At 70.9% G+C, this 24,089-nt stretch carries 24 protein-coding genes; 5 read left to right on the top strand and 19 right to left on the bottom strand.

Annotated features, from left to right (window positions below):
* Nucleotides 1-100 precede the first annotated feature (100 nt).
* Complete coding sequence (locus tag AB0H93_RS21835) at nt 101-502, top strand: methyltransferase domain-containing protein (RefSeq protein ID WP_358574829.1); 402 nt, start codon at nt 101-103, stop codon at nt 500-502.
* A 159-nt stretch (nt 503-661) separates the two neighbouring features.
* Here the strand turns inward: AB0H93_RS21835 and AB0H93_RS21840 are convergent, their stop codons facing one another.
* The 4 genes from AB0H93_RS21840 to AB0H93_RS21855 form a co-directional block, all read right to left on the bottom strand.
* Nucleotides 662-1,444, bottom strand: coding sequence for a sulfite exporter TauE/SafE family protein (locus tag AB0H93_RS21840; protein ID WP_358574830.1), 783 nt, complete (start codon nt 1,442-1,444; stop codon nt 662-664).
* 4 nt (nt 1,445-1,448) lie between these two features.
* Nucleotides 1,449-2,033, bottom strand: a complete 585-nt coding sequence (locus AB0H93_RS21845; RefSeq protein ID WP_358574831.1) for a rhodanese-like domain-containing protein — start codon at nt 2,031-2,033, stop codon at nt 1,449-1,451.
* Nucleotides 2,034-2,059: 26 nt separating this feature from the next.
* Nucleotides 2,060-3,469: an MBL fold metallo-hydrolase gene (locus AB0H93_RS21850; protein ID WP_358574832.1), complete on the bottom strand. Its 1,410-nt coding sequence runs from the start codon at nt 3,467-3,469 to the stop codon at nt 2,060-2,062.
* Between the two features lie 73 nt (nt 3,470-3,542).
* Nucleotides 3,543-3,812, bottom strand: coding sequence for a metal-sensitive transcriptional regulator (locus AB0H93_RS21855; protein WP_093266475.1), 270 nt, complete (start codon nt 3,810-3,812; stop codon nt 3,543-3,545).
* 362 nt (nt 3,813-4,174) lie between these two features.
* On the opposite strand from AB0H93_RS21855, the gene AB0H93_RS21860 reads away from it, so the two are divergent.
* On the top strand, nt 4,175-5,569 hold the full coding sequence (locus AB0H93_RS21860) for a multicopper oxidase family protein (RefSeq protein ID WP_358574833.1): 1,395 nt from the start codon (nt 4,175-4,177) through the stop codon (nt 5,567-5,569).
* 26 nt (nt 5,570-5,595) lie between these two features.
* On the opposite strand, the gene AB0H93_RS21865 is transcribed toward AB0H93_RS21860, so the two are convergent.
* The 6 genes from AB0H93_RS21865 to AB0H93_RS21890 form a co-directional block, all read right to left on the bottom strand.
* Nucleotides 5,596-6,567: a M56 family metallopeptidase gene (locus tag AB0H93_RS21865; RefSeq protein WP_358574834.1), complete on the bottom strand. Its 972-nt coding sequence runs from the start codon at nt 6,565-6,567 to the stop codon at nt 5,596-5,598.
* Nucleotides 6,564-6,923: a BlaI/MecI/CopY family transcriptional regulator gene (locus tag AB0H93_RS21870; RefSeq protein ID WP_358574836.1), complete on the bottom strand. Its 360-nt coding sequence runs from the start codon at nt 6,921-6,923 to the stop codon at nt 6,564-6,566. Before AB0H93_RS21870 ends, AB0H93_RS21865 begins: the two co-directional genes overlap by 4 nt.
* 126 nt (nt 6,924-7,049) lie before the next feature.
* Nucleotides 7,050-8,891 (bottom strand): acyltransferase, encoded by a 1,842-nt coding sequence (locus AB0H93_RS21875; protein WP_358574837.1) that lies wholly within the window; start codon nt 8,889-8,891, stop codon nt 7,050-7,052.
* Nucleotides 8,892-9,044: 153 nt separating this feature from the next.
* Nucleotides 9,045-9,719: a response regulator transcription factor gene (locus AB0H93_RS21880; protein ID WP_358574838.1), complete on the bottom strand. Its 675-nt coding sequence runs from the start codon at nt 9,717-9,719 to the stop codon at nt 9,045-9,047.
* Entirely contained in the window at nt 9,716-10,966 is a 1,251-nt protein-coding gene (locus tag AB0H93_RS21885; RefSeq protein WP_358574839.1) for a histidine kinase, read from the bottom strand. Before AB0H93_RS21885 ends, AB0H93_RS21880 begins: the two co-directional genes overlap by 4 nt.
* A gap of 214 nt (nt 10,967-11,180) precedes the next feature.
* Nucleotides 11,181-12,974, bottom strand: coding sequence for an FAD-binding dehydrogenase (locus tag AB0H93_RS21890; protein ID WP_358574841.1), 1,794 nt, complete (start codon nt 12,972-12,974; stop codon nt 11,181-11,183).
* 143 nt (nt 12,975-13,117) lie between these two features.
* Here AB0H93_RS21890 and AB0H93_RS21895 point away from each other — a divergent pair, with 143 nt between their 5' ends.
* Entirely contained in the window at nt 13,118-14,344 is a 1,227-nt protein-coding gene (locus tag AB0H93_RS21895) for a helix-turn-helix domain-containing protein (protein WP_358574842.1), read from the top strand.
* Here AB0H93_RS21895 and AB0H93_RS21900 read toward each other — a convergent pair.
* From AB0H93_RS21900 to AB0H93_RS21940, 9 genes are all read right to left on the bottom strand, one after another.
* A complete protein-coding gene (locus AB0H93_RS21900) occupies nt 14,322-14,930 on the bottom strand; it encodes a hypothetical protein (RefSeq protein ID WP_358574844.1) in 609 nt (202 codons plus the stop codon). The genes AB0H93_RS21895 and AB0H93_RS21900 overlap by 23 nt on opposite strands.
* Before the next feature lie 115 nt (nt 14,931-15,045).
* Nucleotides 15,046-15,363: a hypothetical protein gene (locus AB0H93_RS21905; RefSeq protein ID WP_358574845.1), complete on the bottom strand. Its 318-nt coding sequence runs from the start codon at nt 15,361-15,363 to the stop codon at nt 15,046-15,048.
* 46 nt (nt 15,364-15,409) lie between these two features.
* Nucleotides 15,410-15,925 (bottom strand): nuclear transport factor 2 family protein, encoded by a 516-nt coding sequence (locus tag AB0H93_RS21910; RefSeq protein ID WP_358574846.1) that lies wholly within the window; start codon nt 15,923-15,925, stop codon nt 15,410-15,412.
* Entirely contained in the window at nt 15,922-16,677 is a 756-nt protein-coding gene (locus tag AB0H93_RS21915; RefSeq protein WP_358574847.1) for an SDR family oxidoreductase, read from the bottom strand. Before AB0H93_RS21915 ends, AB0H93_RS21910 begins: the two co-directional genes overlap by 4 nt.
* A 28-nt stretch (nt 16,678-16,705) precedes the next feature.
* On the bottom strand, nt 16,706-17,476 hold the full coding sequence (locus tag AB0H93_RS21920) for an SDR family oxidoreductase (protein ID WP_358574848.1): 771 nt from the start codon (nt 17,474-17,476) through the stop codon (nt 16,706-16,708).
* Nucleotides 17,477-17,550: 74 nt separating this feature from the next.
* On the bottom strand, nt 17,551-18,369 hold the full coding sequence (locus tag AB0H93_RS21925) for an SDR family NAD(P)-dependent oxidoreductase (RefSeq protein ID WP_358574849.1): 819 nt from the start codon (nt 18,367-18,369) through the stop codon (nt 17,551-17,553).
* On the bottom strand, nt 18,362-18,862 hold the full coding sequence (locus AB0H93_RS21930) for a nuclear transport factor 2 family protein (protein WP_358574850.1): 501 nt from the start codon (nt 18,860-18,862) through the stop codon (nt 18,362-18,364). Before AB0H93_RS21930 ends, AB0H93_RS21925 begins: the two co-directional genes overlap by 8 nt.
* On the bottom strand, nt 18,829-19,716 hold the full coding sequence (locus tag AB0H93_RS21935; RefSeq protein WP_358574851.1) for an LLM class F420-dependent oxidoreductase: 888 nt from the start codon (nt 19,714-19,716) through the stop codon (nt 18,829-18,831). Before AB0H93_RS21935 ends, AB0H93_RS21930 begins: the two co-directional genes overlap by 34 nt.
* A 405-nt stretch (nt 19,717-20,121) precedes the next feature.
* Entirely contained in the window at nt 20,122-21,717 is a 1,596-nt protein-coding gene (locus tag AB0H93_RS21940; protein WP_358574852.1) for an AMP-binding protein, read from the bottom strand.
* A 203-nt stretch (nt 21,718-21,920) separates the two neighbouring features.
* On the opposite strand from AB0H93_RS21940, the gene AB0H93_RS21945 reads away from it, so the two are divergent.
* A complete protein-coding gene (locus tag AB0H93_RS21945) occupies nt 21,921-22,559 on the top strand; it encodes a TetR/AcrR family transcriptional regulator (protein ID WP_358574853.1) in 639 nt (212 codons plus the stop codon).
* Between the two features lie 779 nt (nt 22,560-23,338).
* A complete protein-coding gene (locus tag AB0H93_RS21950) occupies nt 23,339-24,079 on the top strand; it encodes an SDR family NAD(P)-dependent oxidoreductase (RefSeq protein ID WP_358574854.1) in 741 nt (246 codons plus the stop codon).
* Nucleotides 24,080-24,089 lie beyond the last annotated feature (10 nt).

Genomic DNA, 24,089 nt, shown 5'->3' on the forward strand with positions numbered 1-24,089 from the left:
GGCTTCACGTTGCCCATCTGATCCGGTCGTCCAGGCGTCCAATGTGGATTTCCGAGATCGGGGCGCGCGAACTCGCGCCGGGCCCGGGTGGAAATCGGGCATGCTCGACCACGCGCGCCGTCGTGCGGAAGAGGCGGGCCGGGAGGTCGCGCTGAGCATCGGCGACGCCCAGCGGCTCGAGTTCCCGGACGCCTCGTTCGACACCGTGGTCTGCACGTTCTCCCTGTGCGCGATTCCGGATGATCGGGTGGCCGTCGGGGAGATGAAGCGTGTTCTGCGGCCGGGCGGACGGTTGCTCCTGGCCGACCACGTGGTGAGCACGTCGTGGCCGGCTCGGGTTGTGCAGCGGCTGCTGGAAGTCGTCACGATCCCGGTGGGCGGGGAGAACTTCCGGCGTCGCCCCATCAAGCACGTGCGGGCCGCAGGGTTCAGCATCGAGCAGCATGATCGTTTCAAGCTGGGGATCGTCGAGAGGCTCGTCGCCCGCAAGCCGGCGGCCTGATCCGTGCGCTCCCGTTCGGCGAAACCTGCTCCTGCTCGACAACGGACGGTTCATCGCCCGTCCACCGAACGACGCAGCTGCTCGTCGTCGCTGACGAGGTTCCACGAGCGAAAAGCGCCGCATCGCTGTGAAGCCCGGTCTGGGTGCCGTGCTCGGCCCTCAGCCTGCGGTGGGCAGATCGAGTCCGGACGAGATGCCCACTCCCAGCGCGACGGCCAGCACGACGCAGGCGAACGCGCGGCGGACGGTGGTCGCCGGGAGGCGAGCCGCGAACCTGCCTGCGGCCACCGACACGAGCAGCGCAGTACCGGCGAACGCGATCAGCACGCCCACCTCGATGCCGCCCGCGGTGCCGATGTGCGCGAGCAGCCCGCTGCTCGCGTTGATCAGCACCACCACCAGGGAGGTGGCCACGGCTTGCGGCGCGGCCAGGCCGAGCAGCACGGACAGCGCCGGGACGACGATGAAGCCGCCGCCGACGCCGAACAGCCCGGTGAGCACGCCGACGCCGGCCCCGGCCGCTGCCGACTTCGGCAGGCAGCGGCGGTGATCGATACCGCCATCCGGCATCCGGCACGCGCCCGTGTGCTCGTCGTTGCCGGTGAACATGCGCACGGCCACGACGACCATGAGCGCTGCGAAAGCCAACAACAACCAGCGCTGCGGGAAATCCCGGCCGAGCGCCGTGCCAGCGAAGGTCCCCGGCAGGCCGGCGGCGCCGAACACCAGCGCCACCGGCCACTGCACTGCGCGCAGCCGGGTCCGGGACGACAAACCGCCGATCGACGACGCGGCCACCACCACCAACGCGGTCGGGATCGCGGTGCTCAGCGGTTGCCCGACACCGTAGACGAGCGCCGGGACCGCCAGGATGGAACCACCGGCGCCGAGCAGGCCCACAGAAAGGCCGATCACGGCGCCGAAAACGACGACCGGCAGCATCGCTTCAGCGGGCCGGTGCGTCGTCCGCGGTCAGCGCCGCGAGCAGCGTCGGCGCGTCCTGCGCCGGAGTCCGGTTGTACGGCAGCAGCGAGAGCACCCGCGCCATCGCGCAGGTGTTGCTCAGCGCGGAGAACGTCAGCCCGCCACCGATGAATCCGGCCAGCCACTTCATCTTCGGGGCGACGACGCTGCCCAGGACGCCGGTCAGCACCAGCGATCCGGCGACCAGCCGCACCTGGCGTTCCATCGCCCACTTGCCGGTTCCGCGCGCGACCGGGGCGCCCTGCTGGTCCCACGCGTTGATGCCGCCGGCGAGGACGGTCGGCCGGCCCAGCCCGGCGGCGGCGAGCAGGGTGCGGGCGTCCTCTGCCCGGACGCCGGAACCGCACACCAGCACGACCGGGTCGTCGTGCCCAGCGGCCAGGTCGGCTTCCCGCAGCAGGTCGAGCGGCACGTTGTAGGAGCCGGGGATGTGCGTGGCGGCGAACTCGCCGGGCGTGCGAACGTCGATCAGCCGCGCCCGGGGTTCGTCCTCGAGCAGCGCGCGAGCACGGGAAACGTCCACAGTGGATGATAACGAGCCGGTCATGGTCCTCCTTGTGTCGAAATGTGTCGTCATGCCGCGGTGACCAGGGGAATCCCGGCCGGGCCCGCGGCGGCGAACGCGTCGTCGACGACGACGGCGGTCCGCCCGGCGGATTCCAGCAGCGATGCCGCGGCGGTCGCCCGGTATCCGCTGCCGCAGTGCACCCACACCGATCCGGCCGGGATCTCCGGCAGCCGGTCCGCCAGCTCGTAGAGCGGGATGTGCACGGCGCCTTCGACGTGCGAGGCGCGCCATTCGTTGTTGGTCCGGACGTCCAGCACGACGTCGGCGCTCGGGAGCTCGCCGGGTGCGCCGGCCAACGCGGTGGCCAGTTCGGCGAACGTGGCGGCCGGGGTGCTCACCACCTGGGACTCGTCGGCGGCCAGCTCCGCGGGCTGCCCGGTCGCGGCGCCGGCGAAGTGGTCGATGCCGATGCGGGCGAGCTCCCGCTGCGCGTCGGCGACCTGCTCGCTCGACTCCCCGACCAGCGTGATCGGCGCGCCCCAGTCGATCATCCAGCCCAGCCAGGTGGCCATCGGCCCGTCCAGGCCGAGGCTGATCGTGCCCGCCAGGTGCGTGTCGACGTAGGCCTTGCGGGACCGCAGGTCGATGACCCATTCGCCGCGCCGCAAGCGTTCGGCGAGGTCGGCCGGCGTCGCCTCGGCGGGTGCGCGCAGGTCCAGCGGCTCGGGGCCGGCGATGTTGCGCGTCCCCATGTGCGCGTAGTAGGCGGGGTAGGCGTCCAAGCCGGCCAGGGTGGTGTCGACGAAGTCCTGCTCGGCCAGCGACAACGCCGGATTGGCCGAACGCTGCTCGCCGATCGTCGACGAGTCGCCGTCGGCCTGGGTCGCCGAGCAGAAGCTGCCGAATCCGTGCGTGGGCCAGATCTGGGTGCCCTCCGGCAGCAGGTCGGCGAGCTTCCGGGCCGACCTGTGCTGGTGCCGGGCGAGTTCTTCGCTGTGCTGCTCGCCGAGCAGATCGGTGCGCCCGGTCGTGCCGTAGAGCAGGGATCCGCCGGTGAACACGCCGACCGGTGCGCCGTCGCTCTCCAGCACGTACGAGAGGTGGTGGAAGGTGTGCCCGGGCGTGGCCACGACGCGCACCCGGAAACCGTCGGCGACGTCGAGCAGGTCGCCGTCGCGCAGCGGGCGGTGGGTGAACGGCGCGTCGTCGGCCGCGGCGATGCCGTACTCGGCTCCCGTCAGCCGGGCGAGCTCCAGGCCGCCGGAGACGTAGTCGTTGTGGACGTGGGTTTCCAGGACCAGCACGATCCGCGTGCCCAGCCGGCCGGCGAGGGCGATGATGCGGTCCACGTCGCGCTGGGGGTCGATCACCACCGCGCGCCGCCCGTCGGTGGCCAGGTAGCTGCGGTCGCCCAGCGACGAGGTTTCGACGACCTCGACGCGGAGCCCGGCGAGTCGTGAGGGCGCTGCTGTCACTTCGATTCACCTCCGATACCCCGGGGGGTATGGTTCGGGCGCACCTGTGCGCTGGGCGAGGTCGCGCCGGTTGTCAGGCGAGGGCCAGGAAGAGCCGTTCGAGCTCCTGCTCGGTCATCGGGGGTTCGTCCCCGTTGTCCCGCGCCTGCTGGCAGTACCGCATGCCGCTGGCCACGATCTTGAAGCCGGCGCGGTCCAGGGCACGGGAAACGGCGGCAAGCTGGGTCAGCACCGCCGCGCAGTCGTCGCCTTCTTCGATCGCCTCGATGACGCCGGCCAGCTGACCCTGCGCGCGCCGGAGGCGGACCAGGGCGTCGCCCAGGAGTTCGGGTTTCATCTGCATGTCTCTCCTCCTGTGCCGACCATACCCCGGGGGGTACCTGATGGGGCAGGATGTGACGGGACGCACGGCGGCCGCCCGGCGTCCGGGTGGCGTGGCCGGCCTCGAGCAGGCCGGCCCTCCCGAGTCGATATGTACTATCTAGCTTAGTAGATGTCTGCTCGTGGTTCCGGAAGGTCGCAATGCGCATCGATGATGATGATGGTGGTGGTGTTGGTGGGAATTCGTCCGACGGCGGGCATCGTCCCGGTGCCCTGAGCAGGCGGGGTTTCCTGGGACTAGGAGCAGGGCTTGCCGCCGTCGGCGTGGCGCAGGCCTGCTCGAGCCCCGCTGCACCGGCACCGGTCTCGCCGACAGGGCCGCAGGTGCTGGAATCCGAGCGCGCGCGTCGCGCGGCGAACGCGCGAATCGTGCACGTGGACCTGCGTGCGCGACCGAGCATTGTGGACCTCGGCGGTCCCGAGGTGGCGACCTGGACCTTCGATGATCGGCTGCCTGGCGGGGAGATCCGGCTCCGGCGAGGCGAGGTGCTCCGGGCGAGCCTGGTCAACGAGCTCCCGCAGGACACCTCCGTCCACTGGCACGGCATTGCGATGCGCAACGACATGGACGGCGTGCCCGGCGTGACCCAGGAAGCCGTGCGGCCGGGCACGAAGTTCGACTACGAGTTCACCGTGCCGGATCCGGGGACCTACTTCTTCCACCCGCACGTCGGCGTGCAGCTCGACCGCGGGCTCTACGCGCCGCTGATCGTCGAGGACCCCGACGAGCGCGGGCGGTACGACGCCGAGGCGGTCGTCGTCCTCGACGACTGGCTGGACGGCGTTGCCGGAGACCCCGACGCGAAGCTCGCCGAGCTGACGGCCAAGGGCATGCAGATGGGCGGCATGGACCACGGCGGGATGCCGGGCATGGGCGGCATGGATCACGGAAGCACGAGCGGAAACGCGGGCCCGCTGGGGTCGGACACCGGCGATGTGGACTACCCGCACTACCTGATCAACGGGCGGGTGCCGGCCGCGCCGAGCACGATCGGCGCCCGGCCGGGGCAGCGGCTGCGGTTGCGCATCATCAACGCGGCGTCGGACACCGCGTTCCGCGTGGCGCTCGGCGGCCACCGGATGGTGATCACCCACACCGACGGGTTCCCGGTGCAGCCGGCGGAGACCGACTCCCTGCTGATCGGCATGGGTGAGCGCTACGACGCCGTGATCACCGCGGGCGATGGCGTCTTCCCGCTCGTGGCGTCTGCGGAGGGCAAGCAGGGGCAAGGGCTCGCCCTGGTGCGCACGGGATCCGGGACGCCCCCGGCGCCCGATGTGCGTCCGGCGGAGCTGGACGGTCGGCTCCTCGCAGCAGGGTCCCTCGTCGCTGCGGAGCCGGTCCGGCTACCGGCGCGGGGGCCGGACCGCACGCACGCGCTGGAGCTGGGGATGGACATGTCGGCCCCGTACCGGTGGACGATCAACGGCAAGACCTTCGAGGAGGGCCGGCCACTTCCGGTCGGCCAGGGCGAGCGGGTCCGGCTGCGCTTCGTGAACAGGACGATGATGTTCCACCCGATGCACCTGCACGGGCACACGTACCAAGTGGTGACCGGGCCGGGCGCCGGGCCGCGGAAGGACACCTCGATCGTGCTCCCGATGGAGACGCTGGAGGTGGACTTCCAGGCGGACAACCCCGGCCAGTGGATGATCCACTGCCACAACGCCTACCACGGCGAAGCCGGAATGATGACGACGATGTCCTACCAGGCTTGAGAAATCGCGGGTTCCGCCGATGCGGCTCAAATCTCGAACAGGATGGGGCACGTGATCATCGCGAGGCTGGCGAGGATGCCCAGGCCCGCGAGCGCCGGGAGGAGTGCGGCGGTCAGCCCCGCCATGCCGGAGGCCAGCGCGCGCCTGGCTCGTGGTGCGCAGGGCCCCAGGAATTCGAGGTGGTGCAAGCGGAGGGCGACGGCGCTGTCGGCCATGCCCAGGGCGTGCTGGGGAGTGGCCGGACCGCCGTGGCAACCCGACATGATCAGCAGGGCCGAGCGCACGGAGCCGGCACCGTGCAGACGCGCCGCGGCGCGATCGGCGGCCAGTTCGACGGCCGTGCGCACCAGGGCGGGGGAGTGGCGCATCAGCGGGATCCACGGTGCCGAACGAGCGAGGGCTTCGGCCAGGCCGACCAGCATGTGGTGGCGCCCGTGGAGGTGGGCGCGTTCGTGCTCGATGACTGCGGCGGCATCGCCCGCGCAGAGTTCTTCCCGGACGCCGTCGGTGGCGACCACGAATGCGGGCGTTCCGGCAACGCTGTAGGCCAGGGGCTTCGGGTGCGGCAGCCACATGGTGGGGAACGGGCCGGCCTCGGGCTGCGCGGCGACCCGCAGCAGTTCGAGCTGCCGCCGGTGCATCCGGCGTTGCCGCCGAACGTGGTGCATCAGCCTGACGCTGACGAGCAGCAGCACGCTGGCGAGACCGAGCAGGAGCAGCAGTGCCGTCACCGCGTGGAACTGCGGGAGCGCACCGTGTTGCACGGCGGTCAAGCAGTGGTGGACCAACTCCATGAGCAGGGATGTGGGCCCGTGGGCGGGCAGCAGGACCACGACCAGGGCGGCTACGACCGTGAGGAACGTCGTCGCCACCAGCGCAACCCAGGTCGCCAGCACGACCTGCGGATCGATTCGCCGCGCCATCATCCGGTCCAGCAGGCCGGGGGAGTAGCCGACGACGATGCCGACGCCGAGGAGCAGGGCGAACGCGAGGATCATCGCCGGGGCCGCCGCCGCAGGCCCCGCCGCAGGGCGGCCGTTTCGTCTTCGGACGCGGACTGGGCGAAGTGCAGCAGGACGGCCTCCGGGTCACCGCTGGATTCGAGCAGCTCGCGCATGGCCCGGGCCGCTGCCGCTTCGCGGGCTTCGGCCGGGGTGTAGAGGTATGCGCGGTTGTGCAGCTCCCGCTCGACCCACCCCTTCCTGTGGAGGTTGTCGAGCACGGTCATGACCGTCGTGTAGGCGAGATCGCGCGTGTTGTTGAGTTCCGCGAGGACTTCGCGAACGGTCATCGGCTCCGCGGACTGCCACACCACGTCCATCACGGCGCCTTCGAGCTCTCCCAGACCCTGCATGCCGAACCTCCTGCTCCTGCGGCCGAGGATACGGGTTCGCCCCGTGCGCACGTGAACGCCTGCGGTGTTCCCGCGATCAGCTCGACGGGGCTCGCGCGGTGAAGGTCTGCCCGCCGTCGGCCGACGTCACCAGATCGGACTCGGTCGCGACGTGCAGCCGCCCGTCGCCTGCGGTGCGCTGGAGAGCTGGCCGCGCGGTGTCCGGGACGTTCCACCGTCGGTGCTGACGTGGACGCGGCCCCGGGCGTCGATGCCGTAGGCCTGCTCGGGAGTCGGCCAGTCGGCGAGCGCCAGCGCAGGTGCGCCCGGGATGGCGGCGAAGGTTCGCCCGCCGTCGGTGCTGCGAGCGGGCCCCTGCTCGGTGGTGGCGACGAGTTCATCGGGGTTGGTCGGGCTGACCGCGAAATCCGCCAGCGCGATCTTCCCCCGCCGGTCCCAGGAGGTGTGGTCGCGGCTGACCATGATCTCGCCCGTCGTGCTGCTGTAGCCGTACACCTGGCCGTGCTTGGCTTCCAGGGAGTGGAAGTCGATCTCGCCGTGCAGCGGCAGCGGGTGCCAAGTGACGCCTCCGTCAGTGCTCCCGATCAGGCCGCGATCGTTCGGAGCACTGGTGTCCTCCGGCTGACGGAACGTCGAATGCGAGTCCACAATGGACGTGTCCGTGGCGTCGGTCTGAATGCGGTCATGCGTGTTCCTGGCGACTGGTGAACGCTTCGAGGAGTGTTGCAGGCGCAGCGCTACCAGGAGCAGGATCGCAGCGATCGTCGCTGAAACGGTGGTGAATCCCGCGACCAGCACCGTGACGATGGCCGCGATGGCGATGACCACACCGGCCGCGGCGAGCCCGGGCGTGCGACGAGGAGGCCCGGTGGTCCCGCGCTCGAATCGGCCCAGTCGGCCAGCGAGCGGGATGAGGACCAGCGCGATCCCGGCCAACCACGGGCCCCGGGTCAACCACCACGCGGCGCCGAGCGGCTCCGGCCAGGGGAATCCCAGCACCAGCAGCACGGCGGCGAGCAGCACCACGGCGGGCATGTGCCAGAGGTAGATGGTCAGCGAATGCTTGCCGATCACGTCGACGGCGGCGCGCAGGCCCGGCCGTCCCATGAGGACCGCGAGGCGAGCGGTGATGAGCGACAGCAGGCACACCTGGACGACGCCGAGCAGCACCAGGTTGATGGTCGGCGGGTTGAGGTTGGCCAGCATGTCGGCCGGGTAGGGGGCGGTGGTCGTGCCGGTCAGCAGCAACGCGAACGCGCCGAGCGCCACACCCAGCAGCAGGTTGTTGGACCGGAACCGGAACCAGCCGTCGGCGTACCAGAACCCGATCTGCTGGATGGCCAGCCAGACGAACGCGAGGTTGGCGAACCCGATCGCCGGCGTAGCGGTGGCGATCGACAGCACGTCGACACCGAGCGCGAATGCGACGAGCAGCGCAAGCGTTGCCCGCGGCGCTCGCTCGTGCAGCCGGCACATCAGCGGGACCAGCGCGGAAGTCCCCAGGTAGACGCCGATGAACCACATCGGCTGGCCCATCCGGAACCCGACCTGTGCGAGCAGGTCCGGCGAGACCCCGGCCGCGCTCGCCAGCGCCAGCGCGCCTGCGATCGCCGCGAAGGCGACCAGCGCGGGCCGCGCGAGCCGGGTGAGGCGGGTCCGGACGAAATCGGCCGGCGCCGCACCGGCGTCGCGCATTCGGCGCCACTGCGTGATGCCGGCGAATCCGCCGACGACGAAGAACAACGGCATCACCTGGATGATCCAGGAGATCGGGGTGAACCACCGCTGGTTCTCCAGGGCGTTCGTGATCTGGATGCCCGACGCGCTGACCTCGATGCCCGCCATCATGGCGTGCAGGACGACGACCACCACCAGGCAGGCGGACCTGACCAGGTCGAGGACTCGGTCGCGGGATGGTCCTGGGCCGGCGGGCGGTGCCGGTGCAAAAGGTGTGCGCAGATTGGCCACTGTCGCTTCTCCCGTGAAAGAGTCCGGACGAATTCCGGACCGGAAAAAGCGTATGAATTCGGCGGCCGTGAGCGCGTCCGTCCTGGGAGCGCATTCAGGACCCCTACCGCGGTAGGGGGTGGGGCGACCACTACCTCCCCGGTACTGGGCCCATCATGCGCCGGCGGCAGAGACCAGACCGCATTCGTAGGCGGCGATGACGGCCTGCACCCGGTCGCGGACGCCCAGCTTGCCGATGATGCGGCTGACGTGGCTCTTCACGGTCTGCTCGGTGATGAACAACGCGCCGGCGATCTCGTTGTTCGAAAGCCCTTGCGCGACGAGGACAAGCACCTCGCGCTCCCGTTCGGTGAGCGCCGCCAGCCGCGGTGCGGTCTTCTGGCGCGGCGGGGCGGACCGGGCGAAGTGCTCGATCATCCGGCGCGTGACCGTCGGTGCCAGCAGCGCCTCGCCGCCGGCGACCACGCGCACCGCCGAAACCAGGTCGGCGGGCAGCGCGTCCTTGAGCAGGAAGCCGCTGGCGCCCGCCCGGATCGCGTCGTACACGTAGTCGTCGATGTCGAAGGTCGTCAGCATCAGCACGCGGGGCACGTGCCCGACGCCCGCGGGCGGGTGCATCAGCTGCCGCGTCGTGTCGATCCCGTTGAGCACCGGCATCCGCACGTCCATCACGACGACGTCCGGGTGGCGGGCGTGGCTGATCTCGATTGCGCGCGCGCCGTTCTCCGCCTCGCCGACCACCTCCATGTCGGGCTGGGCGTCGAGCAGGGCGGCGAACCCGGCGCGCACCATGGCCTGATCATCGACGACGATCACCTTGATGGTCATTGGTCTTCCCGCTCCTGCGAATCGTTTCCGGCCGTGTGCAGCGGGAGAACCGCTCGTACTTCGTAGCCGCCGTCGTCGAGATGTCTGAAGTGGACGTTCCCGTCGACGATCGCGGCCCGCTCCTGCATGCCGACGAGGCCGTGCCCACCGCCCTGCACCGGGGTCACCGCCCGGTCCGGGGCGCTGTTGCGCACGGTGATCGTCAGCTCACCGCCGGAGCGGGCGAAACGCACCTCGGTGCGCGCGCCGGGGGCGTGCCTGGTCACGTTGCTCAACGCTTCCTGCACGATGCGGAACGCCGCGATGCCCGCGATCTCGCTGCCCGTCCCGTCTTCCAGCAACTCCGTGCCGTGCGCGGAAACGTCCACGCCCGCGCGGCCGGCGCTGTCGATCAGCTCCGGAATGCGGGCCAAACCCGGCTGCGGAACCAGCTCGCCGCCAGTCTGGCCGTTGCGCAGCACGCCCAGAACGCTGCGCATCTCGCCCAACGCCTGCCGGGACGCCGCCGCCATCTCGTCGAATTCCGCGGCGAGAAGCGGGTCGAGGTTCGGGTGCCGGTACTGCGCAGTGGTCGCTTGCACGTTGATCAGCGACATGCTGTGCGCGATCACGTCGTGCAGCTCGCGGGCGATCCGCGTCTTCTCCTCGGCTATCACGCGCTTGGCGTGCTCGTCGGCGCTGAGCCTGCGTTCCTGCACGAGCTGCGAGGAGATCTGCCGCCACTGCCGAACCACCAGCGCGCCGCCGAACACACCACCGGTGATTGCGCCGAACAGAAAGAGGTTCCCCACCACAGCATTCGCCGGCACGCTCTGCGGCACGAGCACGGCAGCTCCGACAGCTGCCGCGACGCCACCGAGCCAGCATCGCAGGCCGGCCGGCCACGCCTGGTGCACGCCGAGCACGCTGATCACCAGCCCGTGACCGATCAGCGTCGTCACCGAGACCGGCCAGATGGCCGCGGGATCGTCGCTGCGGGCCGCCATCGCGAGCAGGAACACGGCCGAACAGGAGATGACGGCGGCCGGCCGCGGGTAGAAGAGCGCGATGCCGATCGATCCGGATTGGGCGATGCTGAGCAGGAACGCCAACGCCAACGGCATCCCGAGCGCCACGGCGTTGACGGGGACAGCCACCGCTGCCAGCGCCAGCGCGAGAAGGACGAGCACGGCCGAAATCCAGACGACGGGCTTCACCTGGGGGCGCGGTTGCTCATCCGGATCGCGCCTGCGCTTGGACTTCGCCATCGGGGGAGGCTCAACTCCACAGGTCGTAGAGATCTTCGACGAGCCTACCCGCTGCGCAACGCCGGTCCGGCACTCGACCGCGATGCCCAGCAGCGGCGGGCCGAAATCCTCGACCGGCGACAGCACACGCCCTGAACGCGGTCGGCCGGAGCTGAGCGCTGATGGGGACGGCCAACGTCGCCCCCATCAGCGCTTCAACGGTTCTGCCGCCGGGTCAGGCCGTTGCCGCGGCTGCGGCCCGGCCCGCTTGGCGGCCGGAGAACAGGCAGCCGCCGAGGAAAGTGCCCTCCAGCGCGCGGTAGCCGTGGACCCCGCCGCCGCCGAAGCCGGATACCTCGCCCGCGGCGTACAGCCCGGGGATCGGAACGGCTCGCGCGTCCAGGACCCGGCCGGACAGGTCGGTCTGGAGGCCGCCGAGCGTCTTGCGCGTCAGGATGTTCATCCTGATGGCGATCAGCGGACCGGCGGCGGGGTCCAGGATCTTGTGCAGGGGCGTGGTGCGCGCGAGGAGATCGCCGGAGTAGGCCAGCGAGTTGCGGATCCCCATGATCTGTTCGTCCTTGGTGAAGTTGTTGTCCACCTGGCGGTCCCGCATCACGATCTGGCGTTCCAGGTCGCCGGGGTCCACGAGGTCCGCACCGGCCAGCCGGTTCATCCCGGCCACCAGCTCCGGCAGGGTTCGCGCGACGACGAAGTCCTCGCCCCGGTCCTGGAACGCCTTGACCGGTGGCGGGGTCGAGTTCAGCAGCCTGCTCGCCAGGTAGCCCGCCAGGTCCTTCCGGGTCAGTTCCGGGTTCTGCTCGGAACCGGAGAGGACGAACTCCTTGTCGATGATCCGCTGGTTCAGCACGAACCACGAATAGTCGTAGCCGGTGTCCTTGATCAGCTTGAGCGTCCCGAGGGTGTCGTAGCTCGGGATGCCGGGATTCGGGAACCGGCGGCCGCGCGCGTCGAACCACAGCGAGGACGGCGCGGCGAGCACCCGGATGCCGTGGTCGGGCCAGATCGGGCTGTGGTTGGCCAGTCCCTCCGTGTAGTGCCACATGCGGTCGCGGTTGACCAGCCGGGCACCGGCCCGCTCGCTGATGGCCAGCATCCGGCCGTCGACGTGGGCCGGCACGCCGGTCACCATGCGCTTCGGCGGCGCGCCCAGCCGGTCCGGCCAGTTCTGCCGGACGAGGTCCTGGTTGCCGCCGATCCCGCCGGAGGTGACGATCACCACCGGCGCGTGCAGTTCGAAATCGCCGACCCTGGCGCGGGAACTCGGCGTGCCGCGCGGCGCGTCGCTGGGCTGCAGGACACCGCCCCGCACGCCGTCGACGACGCCGTTGGTGATCGTGAGCTCGTCCACCTGGTGGCGGAACCGGAAGGAGACCAGGCCCCGCGCGGCGGCCTCGCGCACCTTCTTCTCGAACGGCTCCATGACGCCGGGACCGGTGCCGAGCGTGAGGTGGAAGCGGGGGACCGAATTGCCCGGCCCGTCCGCGAGCTGGCCGCCCCGCTCGGCCCAGCCGACGATGGGCACCCACCGCACACCCATCCCGTGCAGCCAGGACCGCTTTTCCGTCGCGGCGAATTCCAGGTACGCCTCGGCCCAGCGGGCAGCCCAGTAGTCCTCGCCCAGCGGGTCCTCGGTGCCGCGGTCGAAACCGGCGTTGCCGAACCAGTCCGCGCGGGCCAGTTCCAGCGAGTCGCGGATCCCCGCCAGCCGCTGCTCCGCGGAGTCGATGAAGAACAGCCCGCCGAGCGACCAGAACGCCTGCCCACCGAGGCTGGCCTCGGGTTCCTGGTCCAGGAGCAGGACCTTGCGGCCCGCGGCCGCCAGCTCCGCGGTGGCCACCAGCCCGGCCAGGCCGCCGCCCACGACGATCGCGTCGGCATCGGCACCCGAGGCGGTGTGCGGTGCGGCGGCTGCGGCAGCTGTGGGCAAGGCCGCGCTCACCGCGGCCGCACCGCCGGTGATGAGCACGGAGCGCCGGCTGATCCGGCCGTTCCCGCGAGAGTTCATAGCATCCCCTGTTGCCGTTCGATCTTCCCTGACGATGTGCGGCCGACCGCAAGTTACCTCTGGGTAAGGTTCTGGTCACCATGCTGGACCCCGCACGAGGGGAGTGGTGGTGGTGAGTTCTCCAGTCTTGGGAGGTCATCGTTGTGATCGAATCCAACGCGGTCCCGCTCGAACTCCGCTGGCGCGGCGAACCGCTCCACCAGGTGCTCGCCGCCGCCGCGCCCGCGCTGGTGCCCGCCGTGCTCGCGCGGCTGATCGCGGAGCTGCCCGCGTACGCCGAACTGCCGGAGGAGGAGCTGCGCGGGGACATCACGCGGATCATCGAGCGGGGCATGGCGATGGTCGGGCGGATGTTGCGCAACGGCGGCGCCCCCGACCCGAAGTCGCTGACCGACCTGCGCGACGACATCCTGCACCGGGCCGAAGAGGGCGTGCCGATCGAGGCGGTGCTCAACGCGCACAACGTGGGTGTCCGGGTGGCGTGGGAGCACTTCAGCGCGCAGGCCCGGCCCGAGGACATGCACGCCCTGGTCGGGGTGGTGGACCTCGTGCTCCGCTACCTGCGCGAGATCACCTCGGTGGCCTCGTCCGTGTACTTCCAGGAGCGGGACACCTTCCTGGCCGATGCGCACGCCGCGAAGCAGGACCTGCTGGCGGCGTTGCTGACCGGAGGCGACTCGATCGACGCGGCGGCCCGGCTGGGAATTCGGTTGGCCGACAGCTACGCGGTGCTCGACGTGGAGATCGCCGCGCATCCGGACGAGTCCGCGCCGGGCACCAACGCGGACGTGGCGCGGTGGCGGAAGCTCCGCCGGTTCCGCGCGGAACTGGAACGCCGGTCGCCGCAACCGCTGCTGTCCCGGCTCAACAAGCACGGCGGGGTGGTGCTGCTGGCCCGCGACGACGCGGCCGATCCGGACCGGCGCGTTCACGACCTGGTCCTGGCCGCGGGCGCGGCGGCGGGCGCCGACGTGACGGTGGGCGCGGTATCGGCGTCCGTCCCCGGTATCCCCGAGGCCGCGCGGACCGCGCACGAGTTGCGCCGGCTCGCGGTGGCCGGGCGTCCACCGGGGATCTACACGCTCGACGAACTAGCGCTGGACTACCAGCTCACCCGCCCCGGCCCGGCCCGCGACGTGCTGGCGGGAAAGCTCCGCGCGATCGAGGACGAGCCCGACCTGCTGGAAACGCTGTGCACCCACCTCGGCACGGGCCTGAACCGGCGCCGCACCGCCCGCCGACTGCACGTCCACCCGAACACGGTCGACTACCGGATGCGCAAGGTCGCCGAACTCACGGGCCTGAACTCTGCCGACCCGACGGACGCGGCGCACCTGCGAGCCGCCCTCATCGCCCGCACTCTGCACTGATTCCCAGCCACGCCAGGCGCGCTCCACGGCCACGCCGACCCGCGAGGCGACCTGGGCAGCTGTGCGCGACCAAGTCCAGCGCCGCCTTGCTCGACGCCGTGGAGACCGCCATCGCGCGCACCTGCCGGGTCGCGTCCAATCCGAGCAATCCCACCGCCCGAACCCGGTCCTCACGCCTTTCCTTGTCGGAAAGCACCACTTCCAGCAGCGCCGGATGCCCCAACGGCGGACCGGCCGGCACTGCCGACCGCTGCGCCGCCACGCGCAAGACGTGCTGAAGCCGATCGAGGAGAAGCGAGTCGAGCGGGTGCTCGGCGGCAGTGCGTTCGAGCCAGACAGCCGGATCCGCAGTGGTCGGCGTCGCGAGGCGGCTCTCGTCGAGCGGGTCGCCCAACGCCCCGTACCTGATGACCGGGCCCGACGCCCACTGCGCGCCGACCGGGCACTCCGCGAGCAGCGCCGCGGACCGCACGATGGCGTCGGCGTTGGCAGCGGACTCGCTGAGGGCGTCGAAGTACGAGATGACCCGGAACACCGACAGCGCATCGGATGCCAGTTCCGACACGCGCAACTGCTCGTCCTTCATGGCGTTTCACCAGCCGTCACGTCGGGCACCGGTGCCGCCCAACCCCGGGCCATCGCCCGGGCGTGACGGTGATGGTAGTGACGCTAGGGCTCGCCGAAGCCGCGGTGGCCGTTGATCAGGACGGGGGTGCGGGGTTCCACACCAGCCACTTGCGCGCGACCTCCGTTGCCAGATCGACGTCGTGGTGGTGGGCGAGGAGCAGCAGCTGGCACAGCACGTCGGCCACCTCCGCGCGGAAGTCGGCCGCCAGCTCTTCCGGGCTCTTCCCCTTGTCCCGCGCTTGCCCGGTCATCATGAGGAACGCCTGCGTCAGCTCGCCGAGCTCTTCGTGGAGCTTCAGCAGGAACCACGTCGCGTCCCGTTCGACGCCGTACTTGCGCGCGTAGTTCGCCGACACGGCTTCGACCTTGCTGACCAGCTCGTCGAGGTTCACGCCCGCAGCCTAGGCACACGGGTGATGCCGATCGTCCCGCCCGGCATCAGCCCTCCTGGATGCGCCGGGCCAGCACGTAGTACGGATCGTCCGCGTCCCGGCTCCCGCGCGGCCCGTCGCCTTCCGGGGCGAGTTGTGCGCCCACCGTCGAGTGCGTCCACTCGCGCACCGCGAACCGTTCGACGATCGCCCACCGCCCGTCGCGCTTGGCCATGTGATCGACGTAGCGGAAGCCGCTGATGAAGTTGCGCCGCGGATCGGACTCCGGCGATCCCCAGTGGACGGCGGTCCCGTAGGTCTCGGCGACCGCCTGGTCACCGCGCAGCTCGCAGAGGTGGTTGCCGACGATGTGCATGGTGCCGGTGAAGCCGCTGAGCAGGGGACGCACCCACTCGACGAATTCGTCGACCGTGCCGTCGAATCCGGTGTGGTGGTCGATGCCGCCGGGGTGGTAGGCCGAGCGCACCAGGTCGAAATCGAGCCGGTCGATCCCGCGGCAGTAGCGCAGCACGACCTCGCGGATCCGCTGTCCGTCCAGCAGTTCCGTCAGCGGATCGGTCACTGGGTCACCGTCCAGCCGCCGTCCACCGGCAGCAGGACGCCGTTGATGTAGGAGGCGAGCGGGCAGAGCAGGAACAGCGCGGCCCACGCGATGTCATCACCGGTCGCCATCCGCTTCATCGGGTTCTTCTCCAACGACTGCTGCCCGACCTCGCTCTGCACGAAGCCCTGCAGCCGCGGGGTGTCGGTCATGCCCGGGGCGACCGCGTTGCTGCGCACCTCGGCGTTCCGGTAGGTGGCGAGATGCCTGGTGTAGCCGGCGATCCCCGCCTTGGCGGCGCAGTACCAGGGCGAGTCCGTGCCGATGAGGTTGCCGGCCAGCGACGAGACGTTCACCAGCGCGGCACCCTCGGGAACCCCGCCGGCGAGCCAGGTCTCGGTCATCAACCGGACGCTGCCGACCGCGATCCGGACGCCCTCGTCGAAGTCGAGGTTCCCGGCGGAGGAAGGCCCGGCGTTGTTCACCAGGTAGCGGATCTCGCCGAGACGACGGCTCTCGGCGAAGCCCTGCTCGACCTCGGCCGGCGCGGAGACGTCGGCCGTGACCGCGAGGGCCTTGCCGCCGGACGCGGTGATCCGGTCGACGGTGGCGGCGACGGCGCTCTCGTCGAGGTCCCAGGCGGCGACGGCGAGTCCCAGCTCCGCGGCGCGGAGGGCGACGGCCTCGCCGATCCCGCTCCCGGCGCCGCTGACCAGCAGGACGTCTCCAGGGGTGAAACCGAGGTCGATGGTGGGCTGAGCGGTGTTCGGCACGGGTGCTCCTCGAAGGGGTAGTCGGTGGTCAGACGCCGTATCCGCCGTCCACGTCGAGCTTCTGCCCGGTGATGAACTTCGCGCGGTCCGACGCGAGGAAGCACGCGGCTTCCGCGATGTCCTGGGCGCTGCCGAATGCGCGCAGCGGGATGTTGCGCTTGGTGACCTCCAGCGCCCGCTCGTCGAGGTCGCCGCTGGCCATCAGCTCGGCGGCCATGCCGTCGGTCAGCATGCCGGGGCCGACGCAGTTCACCCGGATCCCGAACCGGCCCTCCTCGGCGGCGAGCGCCCGGGCCGTCGCCTCGACGGCGCCCTTGGGGCCCGCGGACAGCCCGTCGCGGACCGGGTAGCGGTGGGTGGCCGCGGTGGTGATCGCGACGATCGAGCCCCGGCTGGCGCGCAGCGCGGGCAGCGCGGCGTGCACGACGTTGAAGAACGCCTCGGCCTCGGCGGCGAGGTGCTTGGCGAAGTCGGCCGGTTCGACCTTGGAGAGGTGGACCTGCGGGATCAGCGGACCGGCCGCGTGGACGAGCGTGTGGATCGCGCCGAAGCGTTCGACGACGCTGTCCAGGTAGACCTTGCTCTGATTCGCGTCGGTGAGGTCGAGCCGGTCCGCTGCGGCCACCCCGCCGCGCTCGGCGAGCTCCGCGACCAGGCGCTCGGCGGCCCGCTGGTCGCTGCGGTAGGTCAGGGCGACCCCGGCGCCGCGTTCGGCGAGCATCCGGCAGATCGCGGTACCGAGACCGCCGGTCCCGCCGGTCACCACCGCGACGCCGCGCCTGTCCTGGAAATCCGTCACGATCGGCCTTTCCGTTGTGGTGCCTAGGGGTTTGTTCCAGATGCGGCGTTAGCCGCATGCGGTGTGGGTCCTCTCTAGGGATTGTTCGGGAAGTTGGTCCAGCCCTTGCCGTCGGCGCGGCCGTACCAGCCCGAGGCGGCCAGCGTGCCTCCGTCGACCGGCAGGGTGTGGCCGGTGATGTAGCAGGCCTCGTCCGAGGCGAGGAACTGCACGGCCGCGGCGTAGTCGTCCGCGTCGCCGAAGCGGCCGAGCGGGACCCAGGTCCGGATCAGCTCGGGATCGCGGCCGCGCAGCATCGCGGCGGCGGGGGTCTGCGGGGTGTCCGCGAGATCGGGCGCGATGGCGTTCACCCTGACGCCGTGCTGCCCGACCTCCACCGCCAGGCTCTTCGTGAACGCCGAGACTCCGGCGTTGAACGCCGAGTAGGCGGCCTTGCCCGGGATGCCGCGGAAGGCCTCGACGGTCGAGTTGTTCACGATGGCACCGCGACGCTGCTCGATCATCGCGGGCAACAGCGCGTGGGTCATGGTGAACACGTGGTGCAGGTTCAGCTCGTAGAGCCGGCGCCACTGCTCGGGCGTCGACCGCACGAACGTCCACGACGTCGGGCGGAAATCCCCGACGTTGTTGACCAGCACGTCGACTCGGCCGTCTCCCGCGGACAGCGCCGCCCCGGCGGTCTCGGCCACCACGGCGTCGTCGGTGATGTCGCCGACGACGACCACGCAGCGACCGCCGGCGGCCTCGATCTCGAGTTGCGCGGCGCGGGCGGCGTCGCCGTCCACGTCGTTGAGCACGACGAGATCCCCGGCACTGGCGAATCGGCGGCTGATGGCGCCGCCGATGCCCAGCGCACCTCCGGTCACAACGCAGATCCGTGGTCGGTCAGTCATCTTCGCTCCAAGAGGGGACGCGCGAGCGGCGTGGTGTTCGGGTCTCGATCCAGTCGATGGACAGCTCCCGGCGCGCGAACCGCCACGCGCCGTCCTGCCTGAGGTAGCCGTCGGCGTAGCGCAGGTGCCACACGAGGTTGATCGGCGACGACCGCTTGCTCAAGTGGTGGGCGATGCACGCGATGCGGCCGGTCGCGGTCCGCCCGTCGCCGTCGAATACCTGGCCGACGATTGCGTGCTGGGTGAGTTCGAAAGCCTCGACGGCGCGCAGCGCGCCGGCGATCGTCGATCGGCCACTGTGGACGTCGGCAGGGCCGAGCTCGGCGGGCGGGGACGGCATCGCCAGCACGGCGTCCTCGGTGAACAGGGCCGCCGCCGCGGCGAACGCGCGGTCGTCCACGGCGGCCGCGTAGCGGGCGACCAGGTCGGCGAGCTCGACCCGGTCGCCCGTGGTGAGCATCATCGCCCGGCCAGGCCGAGCCGCTGCGCGCACGCGGAGAGCTCGTCCTTGACCGCGGCCAGGTCGGTGGTCGGCGTGGGCTGCAGGACGATCCGGCTCGCGCCCCGCGCGGCCAGCGACTCGGCCTTCTCGGTGGTGATCGCCGAGACGAGGTGCCCGAGCGTGACCTCCAGCGCGTCGGGATCCCGGTCCGCTGCTTCGGCCTCCTGCCGCATCAGGTCGACGAGCTCCTGCAGCTCGGCACCGCCGACGCCGAGCGGCTGCAGGCCGTCACCGCGGCGTCCCGCGCGCCGCGCGGCAGCGCGGCTGTGTCCGCCGATGTGGATGGGGACCCCGCCGGTCCGGACCGGCTTCGGGTAGGTCATCGCCCCGGCGAAGGAGAAGAACCGGCCGTCGTGGTCGACACCGGTCGACGACCGGTCGGCCCACAGCTTGCGCAGCACGTCGATCTGCTCGTCGGCCCGCCGCCCGCGGGTCTCGAACTCGGCCCCGCACGCCTCGATCTCCTCCCGCATCCAGCCCATGCCGACGCACAGGCGCAGCCGGCCGCCGGAGAGCGCGTCGATGGTGGCCGCTCGCTTGGCCAGCACCACCGGATGGTGGTTGGGCAGCACGAGCACGCCCGTGGCCAGCTCGATGCGGGTCGTGTGCGCGGCGAGGAACATCAGCAGGTCCAGCGGATCCGGGATGTCGCAGTCGTCGGCCAGCTCCATCTTCCCGGAGCTCGCGTAGGGGTAGACGCTGGAGTACCGGCTGACCACGACGGCGTGCTCGACCGCGACGATCGATTCGAACCCGCATGCCTCGGCGTGCCGGGCGAACTCGCCCATCCAATCGGGCCGGGCGGTGACGCCAGCCGCCACCGGAGCCATTACGGCGTATCTCATAACGGAATCCTACGAGAGCGAGGCGAGAATACAAACCTAGCGTTTGCTTGTTTTTCTGGTTACGATGGCGCGCGCTCCGGCATCGGTGCGCGCAGCGCGCGTGCGATGTCCAATGTGGATGATGGCGGTGAGTGGCCCGTTTTCCTGCGGAGTTCACCTGGTGCGCGGTGAGTCGTCGAGCGCAAATCACCCGCTGTCGGCTTCGCTAGAGTTCGAAGTCCACCCGGACGACGGCACGTTTCTCGCAAAATTGCGCACCACCTGCGGAAATGGCGAGGTGTGGCCACGGGGAGCGAAGGGTGTCATCACCCTGGGATGACGCAATTCCTCGCGAAATCGCGTTCGTGCGGTCGGCGGGGTTCAGGCGCCGGGTCGGCGGCGGGTGACCGCTGCCGACCCGGGGCGTCACGCTTCCTTCGCCGCGGGGCGGAGCTTGGTCTTGAGGATCTTGCCGCTGGCGTTCTTCGGCAACTCGTCCCGGACGACGATCTCTTTCGGCACCTTGAAGTTCGCGAGCCGGGCCCGGCAGTACTCGATCAGCGCGTCCTCCGTCGGCCTGCTCCCGCCGCGCGGCACCACGAACGCGAGGGCGACCGAGCCCATCCGCTGGTCGGGCTTCGCCACGACGGCCGACTCCGACACCTCCGGGTGCGTGGCGAGGACGTTCTCCACCTCGGCCGGGTAGACGTTGAACCCGCCGACGGTGAACATGTCCTTGATCCGGTCGGTGACCTGCAGGCATCCGTGCTCGTCGAGGCGGCCCACGTCGCCGGTGCGGAGCCATCCGTCGGCGTCGATGGTCTCGGCGGTGGCCTTCTCGTCCTCGAAGTAGCCGAGCATGACGTTGCGACCCCGGATCAGGATCTCGCCCTCGTCGCCGGCGGGCACGTCGTCGCCCGCGGGGTCCACGATGCGGAGCTCCATCCCGTCGACGGGCGGGCCGGTCGTCTCCGCGATGTGCGCCGGGTCGTCGTCCGGGAGGGACTGGGTCACCACGACCGCCTCGGTCAGGCCGTAGGCCTGGCTCACGGACGTGAAGCCCAGCTCGTCGCGCATCCGCTGGAACAGCGACTTCGGCACCGTCGCGGCCCCCGCGACGGAGAACCGCAGCGACGAGAGGTCGTACTCCGCCAGCCGGGGGTGGTTGAGCAGGGACGTGAACAGGGTCGGCGCGCCGGGCAGCACCGAGATCCGCTCCGCCTGGATGAGTTCGAGCAGCTCGTCGGCCTGGAAGGTGGCGACCGGGTAGATCGTGCTCCCCGCGGTGATCGCGGTGATCATCCCGGCCTTGTAGCCGAAACCGTGGAAGAACGGGTTGACGATGGCGTAGCGGTCGGCCGTGCTCAGCTCGGCCCGCTCGGCCCAGACCCGCGCGACGTCGATCGTCTGCCGGTGCGCCGTGAGCACGCCCTTGGGGATGCCCGTGGTGCCCGAGGTGAACATGATGTCGCAGATGTCGTCGGGCGTCACAGCTGCGACCATCGCCTCGAACCGGTCGTGGTCCACCGAGCGGCCGCCGGAGATGAAGTCCGGCCAGCTGAGCACGCCGTCGGCGGACCGCTCGCCCAGGTCCACCACGGTGTGCAGGTGGGGCAGCCCGGGGATGGGGCCGTCCCCGGCCTGACCAGGCGATTCCGCGGCGGCGGTGCGGAGCATCTCGAGGAAGTCGATGTCCAGGAACCCGTTGGCGAGGACGAGCATCGAGGCGCGGGAGCGGGCCAGGACGGTCGCCGCCTCGTGGCCCCGGTAGCGGCTGTTGAGCGGGACGACGATGGCGCCGATGGACTGCGCGCCCAGGAGCGCGAGGATGAACTCCAGCCGGTTCGGCGCCCAGATGGCCGCGCGGTCGCCCCGGCGCAGGCCGCGCGCCGCATACGCGCGCGCCGTCTCGGTCACGAGCCCGGCCAGCTGTTCGTAGTTGACCCGGATGTCCCCGTCGACGACGGCAGGTTGGTTGGGATGCCGCCGCGCGGCCTCCGCGACGAGGAGGGGGATCGTCATCGGGGTGTTCACCGTGCCCACGCTCTCCTTCGAGCCGACCAAATGCTTGCTAGGTGATCCTAGCGACGGGTGCGCCCGCAGACCAGGCCTTGCGCGGTGCGGGACCGGCGTGCCGCGGAGGGCGCGCGGGCGCGGCTGTGGCAGACTATCGACCAAACGCTTGTTGTTGTGGGGGATTCGCGGTCTGCGGGAAGGAAGGCGAGATGGCGACGAGGACCCGGCCGGGGTCGGCCAAGCGCGGTGCGGCCTCGGCAGGAGGCGGCAGCGGCTCCGACCGGCGGAGCCAGCTGCTGAGCATCGCCGCGACGCTGTTCGCCACGAGAGGGTACGCCGAGACCACCGTCCGGGACATCGCCGACGAGGCGGGCATCCTCTCGGGCAGCCTCTACCACCACTTCAGCTCGAAGGAGGCGATGCTCGACGAGATCCTGCGGGACTTCCTGTCCGCCCTGCGCGACCGGTTCCACAAGATCGAGCAGGACAGCGTCGACCCCCGCGCGGCGCTCGACGAGCTGATCGTCGCGTCCTTCGAGGCCATCTCCGCGACCCCGCACGCGGTCGCGCTCTACCAGGCCCAGGTGGTGGCGCTCGCCCGCCAGCCCGGCTTCGAGTACGTCGGCGAGTTCAGCCGGGAGATCGAGAAGATCTGGCTGCGATTGCTGGTCGCCGGGCAGAAGGCCGGGATCTTCCGCGCCGACGTCGACATGAACATCACCTACCGGTTCATCCGCGACACCGTGTGGTCGTCCGTGCGCTGGTACCGCCCCCGCGGCAAGTACAAGCCGGAGGCCATCGCCAAGCAGTACCTCCACGTCCTCTACGGCGGCCTCCTCGCGAGCTAGCCCCGCGGCTGCGGCTGTCCGCCGGCCACCGGTCTCGCGGATCGGCCGCAGCTCCTCGCCGATGGGTCGGCGCCTCCGGCCTGGGGCCGGAAGAGGTGCCAGCCGACTCGTCGCCGCCCGCCCGTCGCGTGTCCTCCTCCTATTCGGCCGTCTTCGACGGCTTCGTCCTGCTGCGACGAGTTGAGGCCAGATCGGTGACGTCGCCGCGGGCACGTCCATCGTGACCACGTCATCCGCGACCACTCATCGGGATTGAGCCGACCCGGCCGATTACGGCGTCGCGAAAACGGCCGCCCGGCGTCGCCGAGAACTTCGCGGTCGAATGGGCGGATCGCGGCGTCCGGTAGCGCCCGGGCGCGCGCTGGCCCCCATGGTCCAGGAGATGATCGGCCGGGGCTGCGATACCGGGGTCGCCCGTGCCCACACCCCGCTGGCCCGCCGGGCGAACAGGCCCGCGCTATCGAGTTCCTGCTCCGGGAAGATCCTTTCGTCACCGTGTTCTTCCTGCCGGTCGACGGCGGTTGGACGGCAGTGGGGAAGTGAGGCGGAGCCGGGTCCTGCGGCATCCGGGCGTGCACGCCGTTGCTGGGCGCGAAGTGGGCTTCGCCGACGCCGTCGATTTCTACGGTCCCGGGCAAAGCTCTGTGCGAGGTCTCCGGATCCGGCCCGCTTCATGTCGTCGATGTCGTGGATTGGTACGGACGACCTCGCTCCATTCCCCGGGAGAGTGTATGGTCCACCAAGCGCTTGCTCGGTGATCGGCACGAGGGATGTGGGATGTGACGGAGCAACTGGTGGACTTGCGGGACGAGGTCGTGTTCATCACCGGTGCCGCACAGGGGCAGGGTGCCGAACACGCCAGAACGCTGGCGCGGCTCGGGGCAGACGTGGTGCTTGCCGACCTGGACGAGCGCGCGGTTGCTGCGGTCGCTGCGGAGATCGACGCGAAGACCCTCGCCCTGGAACTGGACGTGCGGAGCAAGAGCGCGTGGGACGAGGCGATGCGGCGCACTCGGGCCGAGTTCGGCCGGGTCGACGCGCTCGTCAACAACGCGGGGTTCTACGGCTTGGCCCCGCTGGCGGCGCTCGAGGAGGACCACCTCGTGCGGGCGCTGGACGTCAACCTGGTCGGGCCGGTCCTCGGAATGCAGGCCGTGCTCCCGCTGATGCGCGACCGGGGTGGCTCGATCATCAACGTCGCCTCGACCGCGGGGCTCACGGGGTTCGCCGGTGGGATCGGCTACGGCGCCTCGAAGTGGGGGCTGCGTGGGGCGAGCAAGTCGGCGGCCAAGGAGCTCGGCGAGTTCGGGATCCGGGTCAACTGCATCTGCCCCGGCGCGATCGACACCGCGATGATCTCCGACGAGACCAGAGCGGGCCGCGGCGCGGTGGCGAACCAGCCGATCCCGCGGGTCGGTGCGCCCGCGGAGGTGTCCGCGCTCGTGGCGTTCCTGGCTGGCGACGCAAGCAGCTACTGCACCGGGCAGGACTTCGTGATCGACGGCGGCCAGACGATCTGAGGAGGCGAAC

It is taken from the genome of Saccharopolyspora sp. NPDC050642, from assembly GCF_040654735.1.
GTDB classification, from domain to species: Bacteria; Actinomycetota; Actinomycetes; order Mycobacteriales; family Pseudonocardiaceae; genus Saccharopolyspora; species Saccharopolyspora elongata.